This window comes from Kineococcus gynurae, from assembly GCF_042433995.1.
In the GTDB taxonomy this organism is placed as follows: Bacteria; Actinomycetota; Actinomycetes; order Actinomycetales; family Kineococcaceae; genus Kineococcus; species Kineococcus gynurae.
In genome coordinates this window covers 222,610-239,740 of sequence record NZ_JBHLUI010000006.1, presented here as the reverse complement: position 1 = coordinate 239,740, position 17,131 = coordinate 222,610, and the positions used below count along the sequence as shown (strand labels likewise).

The window sequence follows — 17,131 nt, the reverse complement described above, 5'->3', positions numbered from 1 at the left end:
GGAAGTGAAGCATGCCGGTCCCGCCCTGACAAGGGCGCTCGGGAAGACTCCGGGCGTGATCGGACGACCGCCGCTGCCCCTGCTGGACTTCGACCCCGGTCTGCCCGCCCTCATCGAGCCCGGCGAGCAGATCAGCCGGCGCGAGGTGCCGGAGGCCTGCGTGGTGACCTTCTTCGGCGACGCCGTCGACCGGATGCGTTCCGCCGGTCGGGCCGCCGTCGTCGCGGAGAACCGCTGGGAGGACGGCCCGCACCCGTTGCTGCGCACCGAGCTCGGCGGCGGCGAGGTCTCACTGCTGCGCTGCGGGGTCGGCGCCCCGATGGCGGCCGGGCTGCTCGAGGAGACCATCGCGCTCGGCTGCCGGGCCTTCGTCGTCTGCGGCGGGGCCGGGGCCCTCACCGCCGACCTGCCCGCCGACCACCTGCTCGTCGTCGGGTCGGCCGTGCGCGACGAGGGCACGTCGCACCACTACGTGCGGCCCGGGCGCGTCCTGGACACCGACGAGGGGGCTCGCGCGGTCCTCGAGGGGGTCCTGCGCGAACGGGGTCTCGCCTTCCGCACCGGGCGGGTGTGGACGACCGACGCGCCCTACCGCGAGACCCCGGCCAAGATCGCGCTGCGGCGCGAGGAGGGCTGCCTGGCGGTCGAGATGGAGGCCGCCGCGCTCGCCGCTGTCGCCGCCTTCCGCGGCGTGCCCCTGGCCCAGGTCGTCTACGCGGGCGACGACCTCTCCGGGCCGACGTGGGACGCGCGGGGCTGGCGAACCCGCACCGACCTGCGGGAGGGCCTGCTCGACGTCGCCGCCGCCGCCGCGCTGCGACTCGCGGCCGACCGCTAGGGAGCGGCCCTGAGGTCGGTGCAGGACCGCAGCTCGTCGCGGGCCGCGAGCGCCGCGTCGGCCTCCGCCCCCGCCAGGGGGACCGGGACCCCCGCCTCGATCGTCGCCGGGGTCCAGCGGGCGGCGGGCGCGCGCCCGGGTTGCAGGGTCAGGGTCAGCACCCCGGTGGCGGTGGTGGCGGCGCTGCGGGCGGCGAACACGAAGTTGCCCAGGCCGTAGTCCACGAACCCGGTGCGCCCACCGGCGGAGCGGTACCCGTTGCCCAGCAACCGGTGCGCGTGCGAACCGACGACGGCGTCGGCGCCCGCGGCGACCAGCGCGTCGGCCAGCTCCTCCTGCCTCGGCAGGGGGCAGGCATCGAGCTCCTTCCCCCAGTGCAGGACGACGACCACGGAGTCGGCCCGGGCGCGTTCGGCCCGGACCGCGGCGACCAACCGCTCCTGCCCGTCCGCGGAGTTCACCGCGGCCAGCCCGGGCTTGTCCTCCCCCGCGGTCCAGCTCGCGGCCAGGTTCCCGTCGAGGACCTGGGTCGCCGCGAAGACGCTGAGCCGGTGGCCCCGCACCGTGGTGCGCCAGGGGGCGGACGCGGCCCCGACGTCCTCGCCCAGCCCGATGACGGGCATCGACGTCGACCGGGCGGCCGCGAGGGTGTCGCGCAGGCCGGTGACGCCGTAGTCGAGGCTGTGGTTGTTGGCCATGGCGGCCACGTCGACCCCCGCCGCCCGCAACCGTTCCAGCAGCGTCGGTGGGGCCCGGAACGTGAACTGCTTGGCCGCGGGCGTCCCCCGCTCGGTGATCGCCGTCTCGACGTTCACCAGCGTCACGTCGGCCGCCGACAGGGCCGGGGTGATGGCGGCCAGCCCGTCGGGATCGAGGGCGGCGGCGGCCGCCCCCGCGGCGTTCACGTCCCCGGCCACGGCGACGGTCACCGGCGGTGGCGCGGCCGGGGCCGGGTCACCGCCGCCGCAGGCGGTCAGGACCAGCGGGAGGGCCAGCGCGAACGCCCCGCCGAACGCCCCGGCGAGCGCCCCCGCGGGCCGGCTCATGCGACGCGGGTGATCCGCACCTGCGCCGAGACGCTGGACCTGGGGCCGGAGTACACCCCGCGCAGCGGGGAGATGTCGGAGTAGTCCCGCGCCCGGGCCACGATCACGTGGCGGTCGCCGACGGCGATGTCGTTGGTCGGGTCCCACCCCGTCCATTGGCCGTCGAAGAACTCGACCCACGCGTGGCTCTCCCCCGCCACCTCGGCGCCCAGCGGCGCGTCGCGACGGGGGTGCAGGTATCCCGAGACGTAGCGGCAGGGCATCTTGAGCTCCCGCAGGCCGGCGAGGACGAGGTGGGCCAGGTCCTGGCAGACGCCGCTGCGCTGCTCCCAGCTCTCGGCGGCGGTGGCGTGCACCCCCGTCGCGCCGGGCACGTACTTGACCTCGTCGTGCACCCAGGAGCAGACCCGGTGCGCGGCCTCCCGCGGGTCGGCCCCCGCGGTGAGCTCGCGCACGGCGTCGCCGAAGCCGTCCGGCGCGGTGGTGCGCGTCGTGGGGACCAGGTACTCCCCCAGCGCGTCGGTGAGGTCGGGCCGGGCGAGGTCGGCCCAGGAGGCGCTGCGCCGGTCGACGGCGGTGCTCCGTTCCGTCTCGACCAGGCTCGTGGCCGTGGTGACCAGGCGCTCGTGCGGGGTGTGGATGTCGAAGGCCGTGACGTGGGAGCCCCAGTAGTCCCAGTACCGGCTCAGCGAGGCCCCCGGGTCGACCTCGAGCCGGGTGTCGAGGGCGGTCTGGTCCGGCAACGTCAGCGGGGTCATCCGGACCTCGTTGAACGAGGCCAGCACCTTGCCCGCGTAGGTGTGCGTCGTCGTGTGCACGATGCGCAGCCGCATCAGGACCTCCCCGCCGTCCAGGACACCGCTCCACCCATCGGGAAGAAGCGTTGGGCCACCGCCGTCGACGCCTCCGAGCACGCCTCCTGGACCAGCCGCATCTGGCGGAACAGGTCGTCGAGGAGCTCCTCGGGTCGCTGGTACTCCAGCCGCGCCCGGGCCTGACCGATGATCCGGGACGCGTCCTGGCTGTAGCCGACCCGCCGGACCGCGGGGTCGATCTCCTCCAGGCGCACCGCGGCCGTCTCGAGGGCGGCGACGACCGAGCGGGGGAACAGCCGGTCCAGCACGAGGAACTCGGCGGCGTGCTGCTCCCCGGCGTCGCCCGAGCTGGACCCGTGGTAGGTCCGCAGGAACGCCTCGTAGGCCCCGGTGGAGCGCAGCAGCATCGGCCACTGGGCCGCGGTCCCCGACACCGCCCGCGTCGCGACCAGGCGGGCGGTCATGTCGGCCCGCTCCAACGACCGGCCGAGGACGAAGAACTGCCAGCCGTCGTCGCGACTCATGGTCGCGTCGACCAGACCGTTGACGACCGCGGTCCGCTCGCGGACCCAGGCGAAGAACCGGTGGGCCGACGCCGAGCGCCACCGCCCGGACGCGAGCGCGTTCCAGGTCGTGTTCAGGCTCTCCCACATGTCCGAGGACACCGTCTCCCGCGCCCGGCGCGCGTTCTCCCGGGCCGCGCCCAGCGCCCCGGTGATGGCCGAGGCGCTCACCGGGTCGTAGGCCAGGGCCTCCAGCAGCTCCCGGCGCCCGACCCGCCAGCTCGGGTCCAGCTGGGAACCCATGACCGACATGAGGGCGCGCGAGACCTCGTCCTCGTCGATCCACGGGTCGGCCAGGGTCCGCTCGACGTGGACGTCGAGGATGCGGGCGGTGGAGTCGGCGCGCTCGACGTAGCGACCGATCCAGAACAGGGACTCGGCGATGCGGCTCAGCACGGGGTCACCTCCTGCTCCGGACGCGGCTGCTGCCGGGCGTGCCGGGCCTGCTGCTGCTGCTGGGCCTGCTCCTCGTGGCCGGCGCCGGGCCCGACGTCGGAGAAGTGGTGCTCCAACGGGACCGGGACCCGGCTCATCGAGGTCTCGCTGTGCGGGACGGGCGCGGAGGGGTCGAGCTCGTCGTCGGCCAGCACCCAGGTGTCCTTGGAGCCACCGCCCTGGCTGGAGTTGACCACCAGCGATCCCTCGCGCAGGGCGACGCGGGTCAGCCCGCCGGACAGGACCCGCACGGTGGAACCGTCGTTCACGGCGAAGGGGCGCAGGTCGACGTGGCGCGGACGCAGCCGCGAACCGGCCAGCGTCGGGACGGTCGAGAGCGCGACGACGGGCTGGGCGATCCAGCCGCGCGGGTCGGCCAGCACCCGGCGGCGCAGGTCCTCCACCTCGCGCTCGCTGGCGTCCGGGCAGACCACGAGGCCCTTGCCGCCCGACCCGTCGACGGGTTTCACGACCAGCTCGTGCAACCGGTCGAGGGCCTCCTCGCGCTCGTCGGGCACCTCCATGCGGTAGGTGGGGACGTTGCGCAGCAGCAGCTCCTCACCCAGGTAGTACTTGGTGAGCTCGGGGACGTAGGTGTAGACGAGCTTGTCGTCGGCGACCCCGTTGCCGACCGCGTTGGCCAGGCTGACACCGCCGTTGCGCACCGCGTTGAGGATGCCGGCGCAGCCGAGGACGGAGTCGCGGCGGAAGTGCAGCGGGTCGAGGAACTCGTCGTCGACCCGGCGGTAGACGACGTCGACGCGTCGGTCGCCGAACGTGGTCCGCATGAAGACACGGTTGTTGCGGCACACCAGGTCCCGGCCCTCGACGAGTTCGACGCCCATGGCCCGGGCCAGCAGGGAGTGCTCGAAGTAGGCACTGTTGTAGACGCCCGGGGTCAGCACGACCACGTTCGGGTCGTCGACCCCGTCGGGGGCAGCGGCGCGCAGGGCCGCCAGCAGGTCCTGGGGGTAGTCCGAGACCGGCTGGACCCGGTACTCCTCGAACGCCTCGGGCAGCGACTGGGTCATCGCCTGGCGGTTCTCCAGGACGTAGCTGACCCCGCTGGGGACCCGGACGTTGTCCTCCAGGACCCGGAAGTCCCCCGCCTCGTCGCGGACCAGGTCGATCCCCGCCACGTGGATGCGGACCCCGCCCGCCGGTTCGATGCCGACGGCGGCGCGGTGGAAGTGGGTCGAGGAGGTGATGACCCGGCGCGGGACCACCCCGTCGCGCACGACCGCCATCGGCCCGTACACGTCGGCCAGGAAGGCCTCCAGGACCCGCACCCGTTGCGCGACCCCCCGCTTGACCTGCTCCCACTGGACGGCGTCGATGATCCGGGGGACCACGTCGAGGGGGAAGGGGCGCTCCTCGCCGGCGAAGTCGAAGGTGACTCCCCGGTCGAGGAACGTGCTGGCGAGCTGGTCGGCCCGGGACCGCAGCTCGGTCGCCGGCATCTCCTGCAGCATCCGGTGCAGGTCGGCCCACTCGGCCCGCGGGCGACCGTCGGCGCCGAAGAGCTCGTCCGCGGCCCGGGCACCCGCGGTGCCGCTGGGCGCGTCGCGGTACCCCTCGAAGACGGGGCTGGCGGCGGGTGGCGCGGGCGCCGCGGTGGTGGTCGCGCCGTCGTGGACCTCGGACATGACGCGCACGCTAGAGCAGGGATCGTGTCGGCGGGGTTACGGGGTTGTGTCCGGAGCCACCCGGGTGACCTCCATGATCGACCGGGGCGCCCGTCGGCGGGCCCGGGAGCACCGAGCGTCCCCCACCGTCACCGCGCGTCGACCCCGCGTCGTCGCGGTTCGCTGGCGGGGCGCGGACGCTGGTAACCTGAACGACGCCTTCGCCGGTCGTGCGGAGGTCACGATCGCCGCCGTCATCGTCACGCTCTGGTGTCCCCACGCCGGAGTCCCGGGTGGTGGTGGTCGCCCTCTTGCCAGAAGACCAGTCCGAGGACAGGAAGTACAGCACGTGGCGAACATCAAGTCGCAGAAGAAGCGCATCATCACGAACGAGAAGGCGCGCCTGCGCAACAAGGCCGTCAAGAGCGAGCTGAAGTCCGCGGTTCGCGCCCTGCGCGAGGCCGTCGCCGCCGGTGACGCCGAGAAGTCGGCCGCGGCGCTGAAGGTCGCCAGCCGCAAGCTGGACAAGGCCGTCAGCAAGGGCGTCATCCACAAGAACCAGGCCGCCAACCGCAAGTCGGCGATCGCCAAGTCGGCCGCCAAGGTCTGAGCGCCCAGCCCGCACGACGAGGCCGGTACCCCTCTGGGGGTACCGGCCTCGTCGCGTCGTGGGCTCGCCGACGCCGGCGGCTCAACGCCGGCGGGCCGCCGCGGTCACCCGGACCGCCCGCTCCAGGGCGTGCAGGGCGTCCTCGCCGCCACCCTTGACCGCGTGGTCGGCGGCCGCCACCGCAAGGATCGCCTGGGCGATGCCCTCGGCCTCCAGGTGCTGCAGCTCCCTGCGGGCCTTGTCGATGAGCCACGGGGCCATGCCCAGGTCGCGGGCGAGGTCGGCGGAACGCCCCCGTCCGGCGGCCCCCACCTTGGCCAGCTGCCGGAGCCGGGCGGCGAGGGCGGCCACCACCAGGACCGGCGGGACCCCGGTCGCCGCGGCGTGCCGGGTCAGGGCCAGGGCCCGTCCGGCGTGCCCCTCGACGGCCGCGTCGGCGACCTCGAACCCCGACGCCTCCCGACGACCCCCGTGGTAGCGGTGGACGGCGTCGAGCGTGATCGTGCCCTCGGTGTCCGAGGCCAGCTGCGCCAACGCCCCCGCGGTCTCCCCCAGGTCGCTGCCGAGCGCCGCGACCAGGGCCCGGGCGGCGTCCACGTCGATCCGGCGGCGCAGCCGACGCACCTCGGCCAGCACGAAGTCCACCTTGTCCTGGTCGCGCTTGAGGGGCTGGCAGGCGACCTCGAGGCTGCCCGGGCAGGCCCGGGCCGCGTCCAGCACCTTCTTGGCCCGGTTGCCCCCCCGGTGGCGCAGCACGAGGACCACGTCGGGGGCGGGTTCCTGCAGGTAGCCCAGGACGTCCTCGACGAACGCCTCCGTCGCGGCGTCCACCCCGTCCACGACCACCAGGGAGCGCTCCCCGAACAGCGACGGGCTCGTCCAGGTCGCGAGCTGCCCGGCCTGGTAGTCGGCCGCGGCGACGTCGGTCCGTTCGGCGGCCGGGTCGAGCGCGTGCAGGGCGGCGGTCAGCGACTGCAGCCCCAGGACGGCCAGGTGCTCCTCGGACCCGGTCAGGGCCACGACCGGGGCGACCCCCACGTCGTGCGGACTGACCGCGGTGACGACGGAGCGCGGGGGCTTCGCGGGGGTCTTGCTCGCAGGGGCGCGGCGGGCGGGTGGCACCCGCACAGGGTGCCACCCGCCACCGACGTCCCTCGCCCCGGTGAACCGGTTCGACCCGGCCGTCGAGGGGCCGGCCCCCGCGTCAGTCGCCCTTGACGTTGACGATCTGACGCAGGGTGTGCCGGATCTCGACCAGGCCGGCGGCGTCGGCCATGACCTGGTCGATGTCCTTGTACGCGGCCGGGATCTCGTCGAGGAAGGCGTCGGTGTCGCGGTACTCGATCCCGCGCATCGCCTCCTGCAGCTCCGCCCGGGTGAACCGGCGACGCGCGGCCCGACGGCTGAACGCGCGGCCGGCCCCGTGCGGGGCCGAGTTCAGGCTCGCCGGGTCGCCCCGGCCGGTGACGACGTAGCTCGCCGTCCCCATCGATCCGGGGATCAGACCCGGGCGACCCCGGTCGGCCTGGATGGCCCCCTTGCGCGACAACCAGACCTGCTCCCCGAAGTGCTCCTCGCGGTTGGTCCAGTTGTGGTGGCACTGGACGCGCTCGAGCTCCTGCACCGCGACCCCGGACCACTCCTGCAGCTGGGCGACGACCCGGTCCATCATCTCCTCCCGGTTCAGCAGGGCGTAGTGCTGGGCCCAGCGCAGATCGGCGATGTACTCGTCGAACTCCTGCGTCCCCTCGGTCAGGTGGGCCAGGTCCTTGTCGGGCAGCGAGATCCCGGCGGCCTCCACCTCACGACGGGCCACCGTGATGTGGTGCTGGGCCAACCGGTTCCCCGCCCCGCGCGAACCGGAGTGCAGGAACAGCCACACCGCTCCCGTCTCGTCCTGGGTGACCTCGATGAAGTGGTTCCCCGAACCCAGGGTTCCCAGCTGCACCCGCCAGCGGGGGGCCTGCGCCTCACGGAAGTCCGCGCGCTCCGGGGTGAGTTCCTGCAGTTCGGCGACGCGGGGCGCCGCGGTCGCGGAGATCTCCTGGTTGGCGGCTCCGGCCGACAGCGGGACGGCGTCCTCGATCCGGATCCGCAGCTCCGCCAACGACTTCCCGACCGCGTCGAGGTCGTCCCGGTGGAACTGCGTCCGCACCGCGATCATCCCGCAGCCGATGTCGACGCCCACGGCGGCGGGGATGATGGCCCCCACCGTGGGGATGACGGAACCGACCGTCGCTCCCTTGCCCAGGTGCGCGTCGGGCATGAGGGCGACGTAGGGACGGACGAAGTCGAGGGAGGCGGTGGCCCGGGCCTGGGCCAGGGTCTGGTCGTCCAGGACCGAGGCCCAGTTCAGCAGGGTGTCGGTGATGTGGTGCACGGAGGAGATTCTCCGGAACCGCCCCGCCGGTTCCCACCGGTTTTCCGAGCCGTCCCCCGTCGAGCGGGTCGGCCGGGAACCAGGACGCGGCCGCCGGCACCCCGCGAGGGGTGACGACGGCCGCGTCCGCTCATCAAGGGTTCAAGGGTTGACGCTCGGTACGGATCCTCAGGACTTCTTCGCGCGCATGTTCTCTCCCCTCACGGAGCTGCCTCCTCGGCCGCGTCACGACCAATGCCCAGAGTAGTCGCCCGACTCCGCAGTGCACCCACGATGCATGTCGTGGCGTCACCCCCCTTTGGAGGCACACCGCTGGAGAGGCATCGCGGCGCGACACACCCCCGATCGTCCGCCGAAATGACAGTGAGTAAGTGATCCATTGCTGTAAGTAATAGGTGTCACGGTCACGCCGGAGGGAACGAGGTCCAGGTGGGAAGCAGGATCGCGTCGCGATCGGCGGGAGGCCTCGCTCCGTCCGGCCGTCGAAGGTCCCCGGACCGGGGTCGTCCGCGAGGACCCGTGCGGCGGCTGCGTCCCGACGTCTGGCAGCTGCTGATGGCCGCGGTCGCCGTCCTGACCATCGGGATCGTGACCATCGTCCTCACCGGTCCGCGCGCCCCCGCGGAGCCACCGGCCTCGGCCGTCGCCGACGTCTTCGCCACCGACATCGCCAACGCCCCGCGCGACCGCGAGCTCGCGACCGACCCCGACCGGATGACCCTCGCCCAGCAGCTGGACGCCGACACGGCGACGCTGCTCGCCAGCCGGGTCGTCACCGCGGTCACGATCACCCGGGACGGGATCGTCCTCGTCGACGCCGAGCGAGCGGTCGCCCGGGGCGCCCGCAGCGAGGCGCTCGACGCCGTCGTCGTGAGCCGCCGCGTCGGGGACAGCCAGGACGGGGTCTACCGGATCGAGGTCCACGTCGCCGAGCCCGTCGAGGTCTCCGCCCTGCGCTGGCGCAGCACCGTCCTGCAGCTGCTCGTCGTGGCCCTCGGGGTGCTGGCGGCCGGCGGGTTGTGGGTCAGCCGGCGCCGGCACCAGGAGACGGAGCAGATGACCCTGGTCGACCCGCTCACCGGGGTCGGGAACCGTCGCCTGCTGGAACGACTCACCCACCGCGTCCTGCGGCACCCGGAGGACCTGCGGCTGCACGCGCTCCTGCTGCTCGACATCGACCACTTCAAGACGCTCAACGACACCCTCGGGCACGCCCACGGCGACCTCGCCCTGCGTCGGCTGGCCGAGGCGCTGCTGGACGCCGTCCGTCCGGGCGACCACGTGATCCGGCTCGGCGGCGACGAGTTCGCCGTACTGCTGGAGGACGTACCACCGCCGCCCGGGTCCGACGCGTTGGCCGCGCAGGTGCTGCAACGGGTCCGGGACTCCGTGCCCGACCTCGGCATCAGCGGCGGCAGCGCCGTCTGGCCGGTCGACGCGCCGGACCTCGCGGGACTCACCGAGCTGGCGGACCGGGCGATGTACGCCGACAAGCAGGCCCGCCGACGGGTCGATGCGATCACCGCCGCCCCTTCGGGCGCACCCCGGGTCCCGCTCGTCCGGCTCGCTCAACCCTGCGAGTAGCGCTCCCGTCGGGCCGCGTCCCGCGGGTCGGGACCGCGCCGGAGCAGCCGCAACCGTTCGGACGTGCCCGCGACCGCCACGTCACCGTCGCGGTCGGTGCGCAGGACGCGCACGCCGAGGCGCTCCAGCAGGGCCGTGGTCTCCGGGGCGGGGTGCCCGTAGTCGTTCACCGCGCCCACCTCGACGACCGCCACCCGGGCCGCCGCGGCGGCGTAGAGCGCCGGGAGCTGACGGGCCGACCCGTGGTGGGCGACCTTGACCACGTCCACCGGGCCGTCCACCGGGCCGTCCACCGCCGGCCCGCCGGAGGAGCCCCGCAGTCCCGCCAGCACGCGCCGCTGGCCCCCCGGCTCGAGGTCGCCGAGCAGCAGGACGCGCACCCCGGAGACCTCGGCCAGCAACGTCACGCTGGAGTCGTTGACCTCCGAGGAGTCCAGGTCCCGCGCCCGGGACACCGACGCGGGCGGGGCCAGCACGCGCCAGGAGACCGACCCGGCCGAACCCGTCAACCCCTCCCGGGCCACCGACAAGGGCAGCCCGAGGTCGCGGGCCTCCTCGTCCACCTGCCGCAGCGCGGGCCCCGCCGGCCGCAGGGGCGAGGTCCACACCGCCCCGACCGTCCGGCCCCGGACGGCACCGGCCAGGCCGTCGACGTGGTCGGCGTGCAGGTGCGTGAGGACCACGGCGTCCAGCCGGTCCACCCCCAGGCGGTCCAGGCAGCCGTCGACGAGCACGTCGTCCGGCCCCGCGTCGACCAGCACCGCCGAGGTCGGCCCCGAGCGCAGGACGACCGCGTCGCCCTGCCCGACGTCGCACCCGACCAGGACCCAGTCGGCCACCGGCCAGGGACCGCTCGGACCGGGCGGGGAGCACCGCACCAGCGACGCGGCCACGAGCAGCGTCACGAGCCCGGCCCCGACCCATCGACGGCATCCGCGGGCGCGCACCAGCAGCACGAGCGCGGCCAGGGTCAGGACGGTCAGCACCGCCACCACGACCACGCCCCACCACCCCGCCGGGACCGCCACGCTCGTGGGCGCGTCCGCCCCCGTCCGCGCCACGAACGCGATCCACTGCGCGCAGACGCCGGGCACCCGGACGAGGACGGCCGCGGCCCCCGGCGCGACCAGGGCCAGCACGGTGACCGCGAGCCCCAGGACCGTGGCCGGGGCCACCGCCACGGTGACGGCGACGTTCGCCGGGACCGCGAGCAGGTTCACCATCGGGGACAGCAGCACGACGACCGGTCCGCAGGCGGCCTGGGCGGCGACCGGGACCGCCACCACGAAGGCCGCCCAGCGCGGCCAGCCGTGGCGGACCAGCAGCTCGGCGCCCGGCCGGGCCAGGAGCAGCAGGGAGGCGGTGGCCAGCACCGACAGGACGAAGCCGAACTCCCGGGCCAACCCCGGCTGGACGACGAGCAGGACCAGCACCGCGGCGGCGAGCACGGGCACCCCTCGCGTGGGTCGCCCCGCGAACACGCCGATCAGCCCGATGCTGCCCATCACGGCGGCCCGCAGCACGCTCGGTTCGGGACGGACCAGCACGACGAAACCCGCCAGGCCCACCCCGGCCAGGACCAACCGCGCCCGGCGTCCCAGACCGAGGAACCCACCCACCAGCACGAGGGCCCCGACGACGAGGGACGTGTTGGAGCCCGAGACCGCCGTGAGGTGCGACAACCCCACGGCGGTCATCGCCTCGTCCAGGTCCGGCGGCAGGCCCGACGTGTCCCCCACCACCAACCCCGGGAGCAGTCCGCGGGCGTCGGCGGGCAGTCCCGCGCACGCCGTCCGCAGCGCGGCCCGCCACGTCTGCGCCTGCCGCCCCACCCACCCGGTCGGTTCGAGGACCACGGGCGCACCCCGGGCCAGCAGCAGGGGCTCGTCCCCGTCGTCACCGGCCAGCAGCCGTCCCGGGACGGCGACCTCGGTTCCCGGCGGCACGACAGGATCGGTCGTCCAGGCCTCGGCGTCGGCCAGCACGAGGACCCGGGTGGCCGCGCTGACGCTCCGCCCCCGCGACTCGGCGTGCGTGACCAGCAGCTCCACGGCGACCCGGGGGGCACCGCCCGGACCCGACCGGACCGGGCGCGGATCGGAACGCACCTCGCCCTGAACCTGGACGGTCGACCCGGCCTCGGCCCAGTCCAGCAGAGAACCACTGCGCTGCAGCAGGCTCGCGGCCAGGCAGGAGACGAGGACCAGGATGACCAGCACGCCCGGCAGCAGCCGGGTCGCTCCCCGCCGACGCCGCCGCCCGTGCCACCCGAGGGCGAGGACGCCCAAACTCACGACGCCGAGGACGGCGGCCAGGAGCGACGGCGCCCGCCCGTGCGCCCAGGCCGCGCAGGCCCATCCGGCCACCGCCGCGGTGACGAGCCGGAGATCGGTGGGAACCGGCGCACGCCCCGGTTCGAGAGCGGTGGCGCTCACACGCGGACCAGCCCGCGGACCCGGTCCAGGACGGTCGGGCCGATCCCCCGCACCTCACCCAGGTCGTCGACGGAGGAGAACCGGCCGTTCTCCGAACGCCACTGCACGATGCGCTCGGCCAGCACCTCCCCGATGCCGGGCAGGGCGTCGAGGTCGGCCGCGCTCGCCGCGTTCAGGTCGAGAGCGGCCCCCTCCGCCGGGCCTCCGGCCGCCGCCGGTGCCCCGCTCGTCGACGGCGGGACGACCGGGTCGACCGGCTCCCCCGGGGCGGGGACGAGGATCTGCTCCCCGTCCACCACCGGTCTGGCCAGGTTCACCCGCGTCAGGTCCGCGTCCGACGCGGGACCCCCCGCCGCGGTGACGGCGTCGACGACCCGCGCCCCGGCCGGCAACGAGACCACCCCGGGCCGGCCAACACGGCCCACCACGTGCACGAGCACCACCCCCGACGCACCCGAGGCCACCGGGTCGGCGCTCGGAGCTCCCGTGCCGGACCCGACGGGCTCCGCGCTCGTCGGCCCGTCGAGGTCCGGTGCGGGGGTCGACCGGGCGGGCACGAGCTCCCCCACCGACGCGGACGCGGCCGCCGACGGGTCCGGCCAGGCCCGCCACGTCACGACCCCGATGAGCAGCGCGGCGACCACGACGAGCAGGACGGTCCCCCGCAGCGCTGCCGGCCCGACCCGCCACCGGATCTCGCGCACACCCGGCGGGAGCCGGTCCTCGACCCGCTGCCGCAGCTCGGCCAGGAAACCGGACGGCGGAACGGGGGCCGGCTCCTCGACCCGGGGCACCACCGGACGCGGTTCCTGGGTCGGTTCTCCCCGATCCTGGAGCTGGCGCAGCACCAGAGCCCGGGCGTCGCGGACGGTGCGCTGCTGCGGACGGTGTCGGCTCACCCGGGCATCGTGGGTTCCCGCGTCAGCGGACCGCGGCTCCGGTTCTGCAGCTGTGGACGCGAGCCGGGGAACGCGTCCTCTGTGGACGACGAGCGCGGCATCGCACCCGGCGTCAGGGGGACGAGACGCTCAGCCGGCCTCGTCGTCGCCGTCGCCGTCGCCGTCGCTGTCGATCTCCGGAAGCGCCACGGCCGCGCTCCCGCCGTCGAGCAGCGCGCGGAACCCGTCCTCGTCGAGGATGCGGACCCCGAGCTGCTCGGCCTTGTCGGCCTTGCTGCCGGCCGCCTCGCCGACCACCACGAAGTCGGTCTTCTTCGACACCGAACCGGACGCCTTGCCGCCGCGGGAGAGGATCGCCTCCTTGGCCTCGTCGCGGGAGAAACCCTGCAGCGACCCGGTCACGACGACGGTCAGGCCCTCCAGGGTGCGGGGGGTGGTCTCGTCGCGCTCGTCCTCCATGCGGACCCCGGCCCGCCGCCACTTCTCGACGACGTCGCGATGCCAGTCTACGGCGAGCCACTCCACGACGGCCTCGGCGATGGTGGGACCGACCCCCTCGGTGCTGCTGAGGTCGGCGACGTCGGCGGACTCGATCGCCGCCATGCTGCCGAACCGGGCGGCCAACGCCCGGGCGGCGGTGGGCCCCACGTGCCGGATCGACAGGCCGACCAGCACGCGCCACAGCGGCTGCGTCTTCGCCTTGTCGAGGTTGGCCAGCAACCGTCGCCCGTTGGCCGACAGCGACCCGCTCTTGTTCGTGAACAGGTCGACGGTGAGCAGGTCTTCCTCGGTCAGGGTGAAGAGGTCTCCCTCGTCGGTGACGGCCCCCGCCTGCAGCAGGGCGGTCGCCGCCTCGTACCCCAGCGCCTCGATGTCGAACGCACCGCGACCCGCGACGTGGAAGATGCGTTCGCGCAGCTGGGCCGGACAGGAGCGGGAGTTGGGGCAGCGGATGTCGACGTCGTCGGCCCGCTGGTGGGCGAGTTCGGTCCCGCACTCGGGGCAGTGCGTCGGGAACTCGAAGGCGCGTTCGTCCCCGGTGCGCAGGTCGGCGACCGGGCCCAGGACCTCGGGGATCACATCCCCCGCCTTGCGCACGACCACGGTGTCGCCGATGAGCACGCCCTTGCGGACCACCTCGTTGGCGTTGTGCAGCGTCGCCAGCCCGACCGTCGACCCGGCCACCAGCACCGGTTCGAGGAACGCGAACGGGGTCACCCGCCCCGTCCGACCCACGTTCACCCGGATGTCGAGGAGTTTCGTCGTCACCTCCTCCGGCGGGTACTTGTACGCGATCGCCCAGCGCGGCGCGCGCGAGGTCGCCCCGAGCCGGCGTTGCAGCGCCACCTGGTCGACCTTGACCACGACGCCGTCGATCTCGTGCTCGACGTCGTGCCGGTGCTCGCCGTAGTGGGCGACGTAGGCGGCGACCTCGGGCAGCGTGTCGAACGTGCGCACCCGCTCGGAGGTGGGCAGGCCCCAGGCCCGGAGTTTCTCGTAGGCCTCCGACTGCGTCTCGTTCTCCATGCCCCGACGGGCCCCGATCCCGTGCACGAGCATCCGCAGCGGGCGGGTGGCGGTGACCCGCGGGTCCTTCTGCCGCAACGATCCCGCGGCGGAGTTGCGCGGGTTCGCGAACGCCGCCTTCCCGGCCGCGACCAGCCCGGCGTTCAACTCCTCGAAGTCCGCGACCCGGAAGAACACCTCGCCGCGCACCTCGAGGAACTCCGGGACGTCGTCACCGGACAACCGGGTCGGGACGGTCTCCATGGTGCGCACGTTCAGGGTCACGTCCTCCCCCGTCCGCCCGTCCCCCCGGGTGGCGGCCCGGACGAGGCGGCCGTCCTCGTAGACGAGATCCACCGCCAGTCCGTCGATCTTGGGCTCGCAGAGGTAGCGCACCCCCTCCCCCACCTCGCGCTCGACCCGCGCCGCCCACGCCGACAGCTCGTCGGAGGAGAACGCGTTGTCCAGGCTGAGCATGCGCTCGGGGTGGTCGACCGCGGTGAACTCGGTCGAGAACGTCCCCCCGACCGTCTGCGTCGGCGACTCCGGCGTCCGCAGCTCGGGGTGGGCCTCCTCCAGCTCCCGCAGCTCGCGTTCCAGGGCGTCGTACTCGCCGTCGGTCAACGGCGAGGAGTTCCGCACGTAGTAGGAGAAGCGGGCGGCCTCGATCTGTCCGGCCAGGTCGTCCCAGCGACGCCGCGCCTCGGGCGGGACCTCGGACTCGGGCGGGGCGGCGGGGGACGACTGCGGTGCCTGGCTCACGGGACTCATCTTGCCGCGAGCCTCCGACACGGGCCGTCCGAGGCGGGGGCGCCGGACCTCAGGCCCGGGCCACCGGGCGCCGCAGGACGACGAACTCCAGGTCCGGACGACGGGGCCGCCCGTAGCGCTCGTCGCCGTAGGGGAAGGGGCGGGTCTCACCCGTCTCGACGAAACCGACCCGTCGGTACCAGGCGAGCAGGTCCGCGCGCTGCCGCAAGGTGGTCATGACCAGGGCCGGCGACCCCCAGCGGCGCACGGCCTCCGCCTCGGCCTCGGCCAGCAGGCGGGACCCGATGCCCGCGCCCTGCAGGCCCGGGCGGACGGCGAAGGTCCCGAAGTAGGCCCCCGCCCCCGGTCCCTCGCGGCCCCCCAGCCCCGACCACCCGTTCAGGCGGACCTCGCAGCACCCCACCAGCTCTCCGTCGGCACCGTCGCCCAGCTCGGCGACCAGCAGGGAGGCCTCCGGGTCGGCCAGCACGGCGGCGATGCCCTCGCCGTCGGTGCGCTGGCCGTCGAGCAGGTCGGCCTCGGTCGTCCAGCCCGCCCGCGAACCCTCCCCGCGGTAGGCGGACTCCACCAGCGCCACCACGGCCGCCACGTCGTCCGGCACCGCCCGGCGCAGCCGTACGTCCGCGCTCATCCCTGCGCCACCTCCGTCGTCGCGTCCTGCACCTCGCGCAACCGCCCCAGGAACGACCGGACGGTCGCCGGGTCCAACCGCTGCAGCCCGCCGACCGGCGTCACCACCACGTCCGCGAGCGAGGGGAGCACGAGCCCGAGCCGCCGCCACCGCTGCTCCAGGACCCGGACGACGTCACCGACCGGCGGGCGCCGGTCGACCGGGACGACGCCGGCCCACAGCGTGACCCCGGCCTCGATCCCCGTGGCCAGGGACTCCCAGCCCGCGTCCTCGACGTGGGTGACGTCCACCGCGACCCCCGCGGCCCCGGCCTCCCGGGCCAGCGCGAACGGCCCGTCGGGGGCGAGCCGGAGGACCGGGGTCGCCCCCGACCGGCACACCGCCTCGACCACCGTGCGCAGGCCCTGACGCACCTCGGCGGCATCCACGGCCCGCAACGACCCGTACCCCGAGGCCGTCGGCAGCCGGCCCTCCAGCACGGCGCTCAACGAGGGTTCCTCCAGCAGGACCGTGCGCGAGGCCCCCGGGACGAGCCGGGCCACGTCGGCCAGGTGGGTCTCGATCCCGACCGCCAGGGATTCCGTCACGTCGCGTCGGGCGCCCGGGTCGATCACCGAACGCTCCCCCCGGGGCAGCTCGACCGCGGCGAGCAGGGACCAGGGGCCGGGGACGGGGACGACGAGGTCGCCGGTGAAACCGTCGGCGGCCTCGGCGAGCGCGTCGAGGTCGTTGCGCAGGAACGTCCGGGCGCGGAACTGGTCACGGCCCGGATGGTCGGTGAACCGCCACCCCGACGGTTGCAGGTCCAGCGCGAGGTCGACCAGCAGGGCTCCGGCACGACCCGTCGGGTCCGCCCCGGGCCCCCGGGCCGGCAGCTGCGCGAGGAACGGGTGGTGCGGGGCCTCGCCCAGTTCACCGAGCACCACCGAGGCGGACTCGCCGGGGTCGGTGCCCGGCATCGGGCCCAGTCCGGTGCTCACCCGGGGAACCTAC

General features: G+C 74.8%; 14 protein-coding genes. 3 read left to right on the top strand and 11 right to left on the bottom strand.

Translation table 11 applies throughout. The features are described from left to right. Window positions 1–55: 55 nt before the first annotated feature. Window positions 56–838 (top strand): nucleoside phosphorylase, encoded by a 783-nt coding sequence (locus tag ACFFKU_RS05850; protein WP_380136426.1) that lies wholly within the window; start codon window positions 56–58, stop codon window positions 836–838. Here the strand turns inward: ACFFKU_RS05850 and ACFFKU_RS05845 are convergent. Genes ACFFKU_RS05845 through ACFFKU_RS05830 form a run of 4 tightly spaced genes read right to left on the bottom strand, consistent with a single transcriptional unit; the run spans window position 835 to window position 5,343 of the window. After that, window positions 835–1,884 carry a CapA family protein gene (locus ACFFKU_RS05845; protein ID WP_380136424.1) on the bottom strand — a complete coding sequence of 350 codons (1,050 nt, stop codon included), beginning with the start codon at window positions 1,882–1,884 and terminating at the stop codon, window positions 835–837. The two genes, ACFFKU_RS05850 and ACFFKU_RS05845, sit on opposite strands and share 4 nt — an antisense overlap. Then, window positions 1,881–2,717 carry a transglutaminase family protein gene (locus tag ACFFKU_RS05840; RefSeq protein ID WP_380136423.1) on the bottom strand — a complete coding sequence of 279 codons (837 nt, stop codon included), beginning with the start codon at window positions 2,715–2,717 and terminating at the stop codon, window positions 1,881–1,883. The genes ACFFKU_RS05845 and ACFFKU_RS05840 overlap by 4 nt, the downstream gene beginning before the upstream one ends. Beyond that, window positions 2,717–3,658 (bottom strand): alpha-E domain-containing protein, encoded by a 942-nt coding sequence (locus ACFFKU_RS05835; protein ID WP_380136422.1) that lies wholly within the window; start codon window positions 3,656–3,658, stop codon window positions 2,717–2,719. The genes ACFFKU_RS05840 and ACFFKU_RS05835 overlap by 1 nt, the downstream gene beginning before the upstream one ends. Further along, a complete protein-coding gene (locus tag ACFFKU_RS05830; protein ID WP_380136420.1) occupies window positions 3,652–5,343 on the bottom strand; it encodes a circularly permuted type 2 ATP-grasp protein in 1,692 nt (563 codons plus the stop codon). Before ACFFKU_RS05830 ends, ACFFKU_RS05835 begins: the two co-directional genes overlap by 7 nt. A 328-nt stretch (window positions 5,344–5,671) precedes the next feature. Here ACFFKU_RS05830 and rpsT point away from each other — a divergent pair, with 328 nt between their 5' ends. Further along, window positions 5,672–5,932, top strand: coding sequence for a 30S ribosomal protein S20 (gene rpsT, locus ACFFKU_RS05825; RefSeq protein WP_380136418.1), 261 nt, complete (start codon window positions 5,672–5,674; stop codon window positions 5,930–5,932). An 81-nt stretch (window positions 5,933–6,013) separates the two neighbouring features. Here the strand turns inward: rpsT and holA are convergent, their stop codons facing one another. Together holA and ACFFKU_RS05815 are read right to left on the bottom strand one after the other, a co-directional pair. Further along, window positions 6,014–7,054 carry a DNA polymerase III subunit delta gene (holA, locus tag ACFFKU_RS05820; protein WP_380136417.1) on the bottom strand — a complete coding sequence of 347 codons (1,041 nt, stop codon included), beginning with the start codon at window positions 7,052–7,054 and terminating at the stop codon, window positions 6,014–6,016. A gap of 82 nt (window positions 7,055–7,136) precedes the next feature. Further along, window positions 7,137–8,312, bottom strand: coding sequence for an RtcB family protein (locus ACFFKU_RS05815; protein WP_380136415.1), 1,176 nt, complete (start codon window positions 8,310–8,312; stop codon window positions 7,137–7,139). A gap of 519 nt (window positions 8,313–8,831) precedes the next feature. Between ACFFKU_RS05815 and ACFFKU_RS05810 the strand changes: the two genes are divergently transcribed. Further along, the gene (locus ACFFKU_RS05810) at window positions 8,832–9,896 is read left to right on the top strand and encodes a GGDEF domain-containing protein (protein WP_380136413.1); all 1,065 of its coding nucleotides are present in this window, start codon (window positions 8,832–8,834) and stop codon (window positions 9,894–9,896) included. Here ACFFKU_RS05810 and ACFFKU_RS05805 read toward each other — a convergent pair. The 5 genes from ACFFKU_RS05805 to ACFFKU_RS05785 all read right to left on the bottom strand — a co-directional run bounded on the left by ACFFKU_RS05805 (window position 9,881) and on the right by ACFFKU_RS05785 (window position 17,118). Then, complete coding sequence (locus tag ACFFKU_RS05805) at window positions 9,881–12,331, bottom strand: ComEC/Rec2 family competence protein (protein ID WP_380136412.1); 2,451 nt, start codon at window positions 12,329–12,331, stop codon at window positions 9,881–9,883. The two genes, ACFFKU_RS05810 and ACFFKU_RS05805, sit on opposite strands and share 16 nt — an antisense overlap. Further along, entirely contained in the window at window positions 12,328–13,230 is a 903-nt protein-coding gene (locus ACFFKU_RS05800; RefSeq protein WP_380136411.1) for a helix-hairpin-helix domain-containing protein, read from the bottom strand. The genes ACFFKU_RS05805 and ACFFKU_RS05800 overlap by 4 nt, the downstream gene beginning before the upstream one ends. Before the next feature lie 129 nt (window positions 13,231–13,359). After that, entirely contained in the window at window positions 13,360–15,507 is a 2,148-nt protein-coding gene (gene ligA, locus ACFFKU_RS05795; protein WP_380136410.1) for an NAD-dependent DNA ligase LigA, read from the bottom strand. A gap of 49 nt (window positions 15,508–15,556) precedes the next feature. Then, complete coding sequence (locus ACFFKU_RS05790) at window positions 15,557–16,138, bottom strand: GNAT family N-acetyltransferase (RefSeq protein ID WP_380136409.1); 582 nt, start codon at window positions 16,136–16,138, stop codon at window positions 15,557–15,559. Then, window positions 16,135–17,118, bottom strand: coding sequence for a uroporphyrinogen decarboxylase/cobalamine-independent methonine synthase family protein (locus tag ACFFKU_RS05785; RefSeq protein WP_380136407.1), 984 nt, complete (start codon window positions 17,116–17,118; stop codon window positions 16,135–16,137). Before ACFFKU_RS05785 ends, ACFFKU_RS05790 begins: the two co-directional genes overlap by 4 nt. Between the last annotated feature and the right edge of the window lie 13 nt (window positions 17,119–17,131).

Coding starts and splice junctions, on each gene's coding strand:
- ACFFKU_RS05845 (WP_380136424.1), bottom strand. CDS start 1,884: ATGAGCCGGCCCGCGGGGGCGCTCGCCGGGGCGTTCGGCGGGGCGTTC.
- ACFFKU_RS05840 (WP_380136423.1), bottom strand. CDS start 2,717: ATGCGGCTGCGCATCGTGCACACGACGACGCACACCTACGCGGGCAAG.
- ACFFKU_RS05830 (WP_380136420.1), bottom strand. CDS start 5,343: ATGTCCGAGGTCCACGACGGCGCGACCACCACCGCGGCGCCCGCGCCA.
- ligA (WP_380136410.1), bottom strand. CDS start 15,507: ATGAGTCCCGTGAGCCAGGCACCGCAGTCGTCCCCCGCCGCCCCGCCC.
- ACFFKU_RS05790 (WP_380136409.1), bottom strand. CDS start 16,138: ATGAGCGCGGACGTACGGCTGCGCCGGGCGGTGCCGGACGACGTGGCG.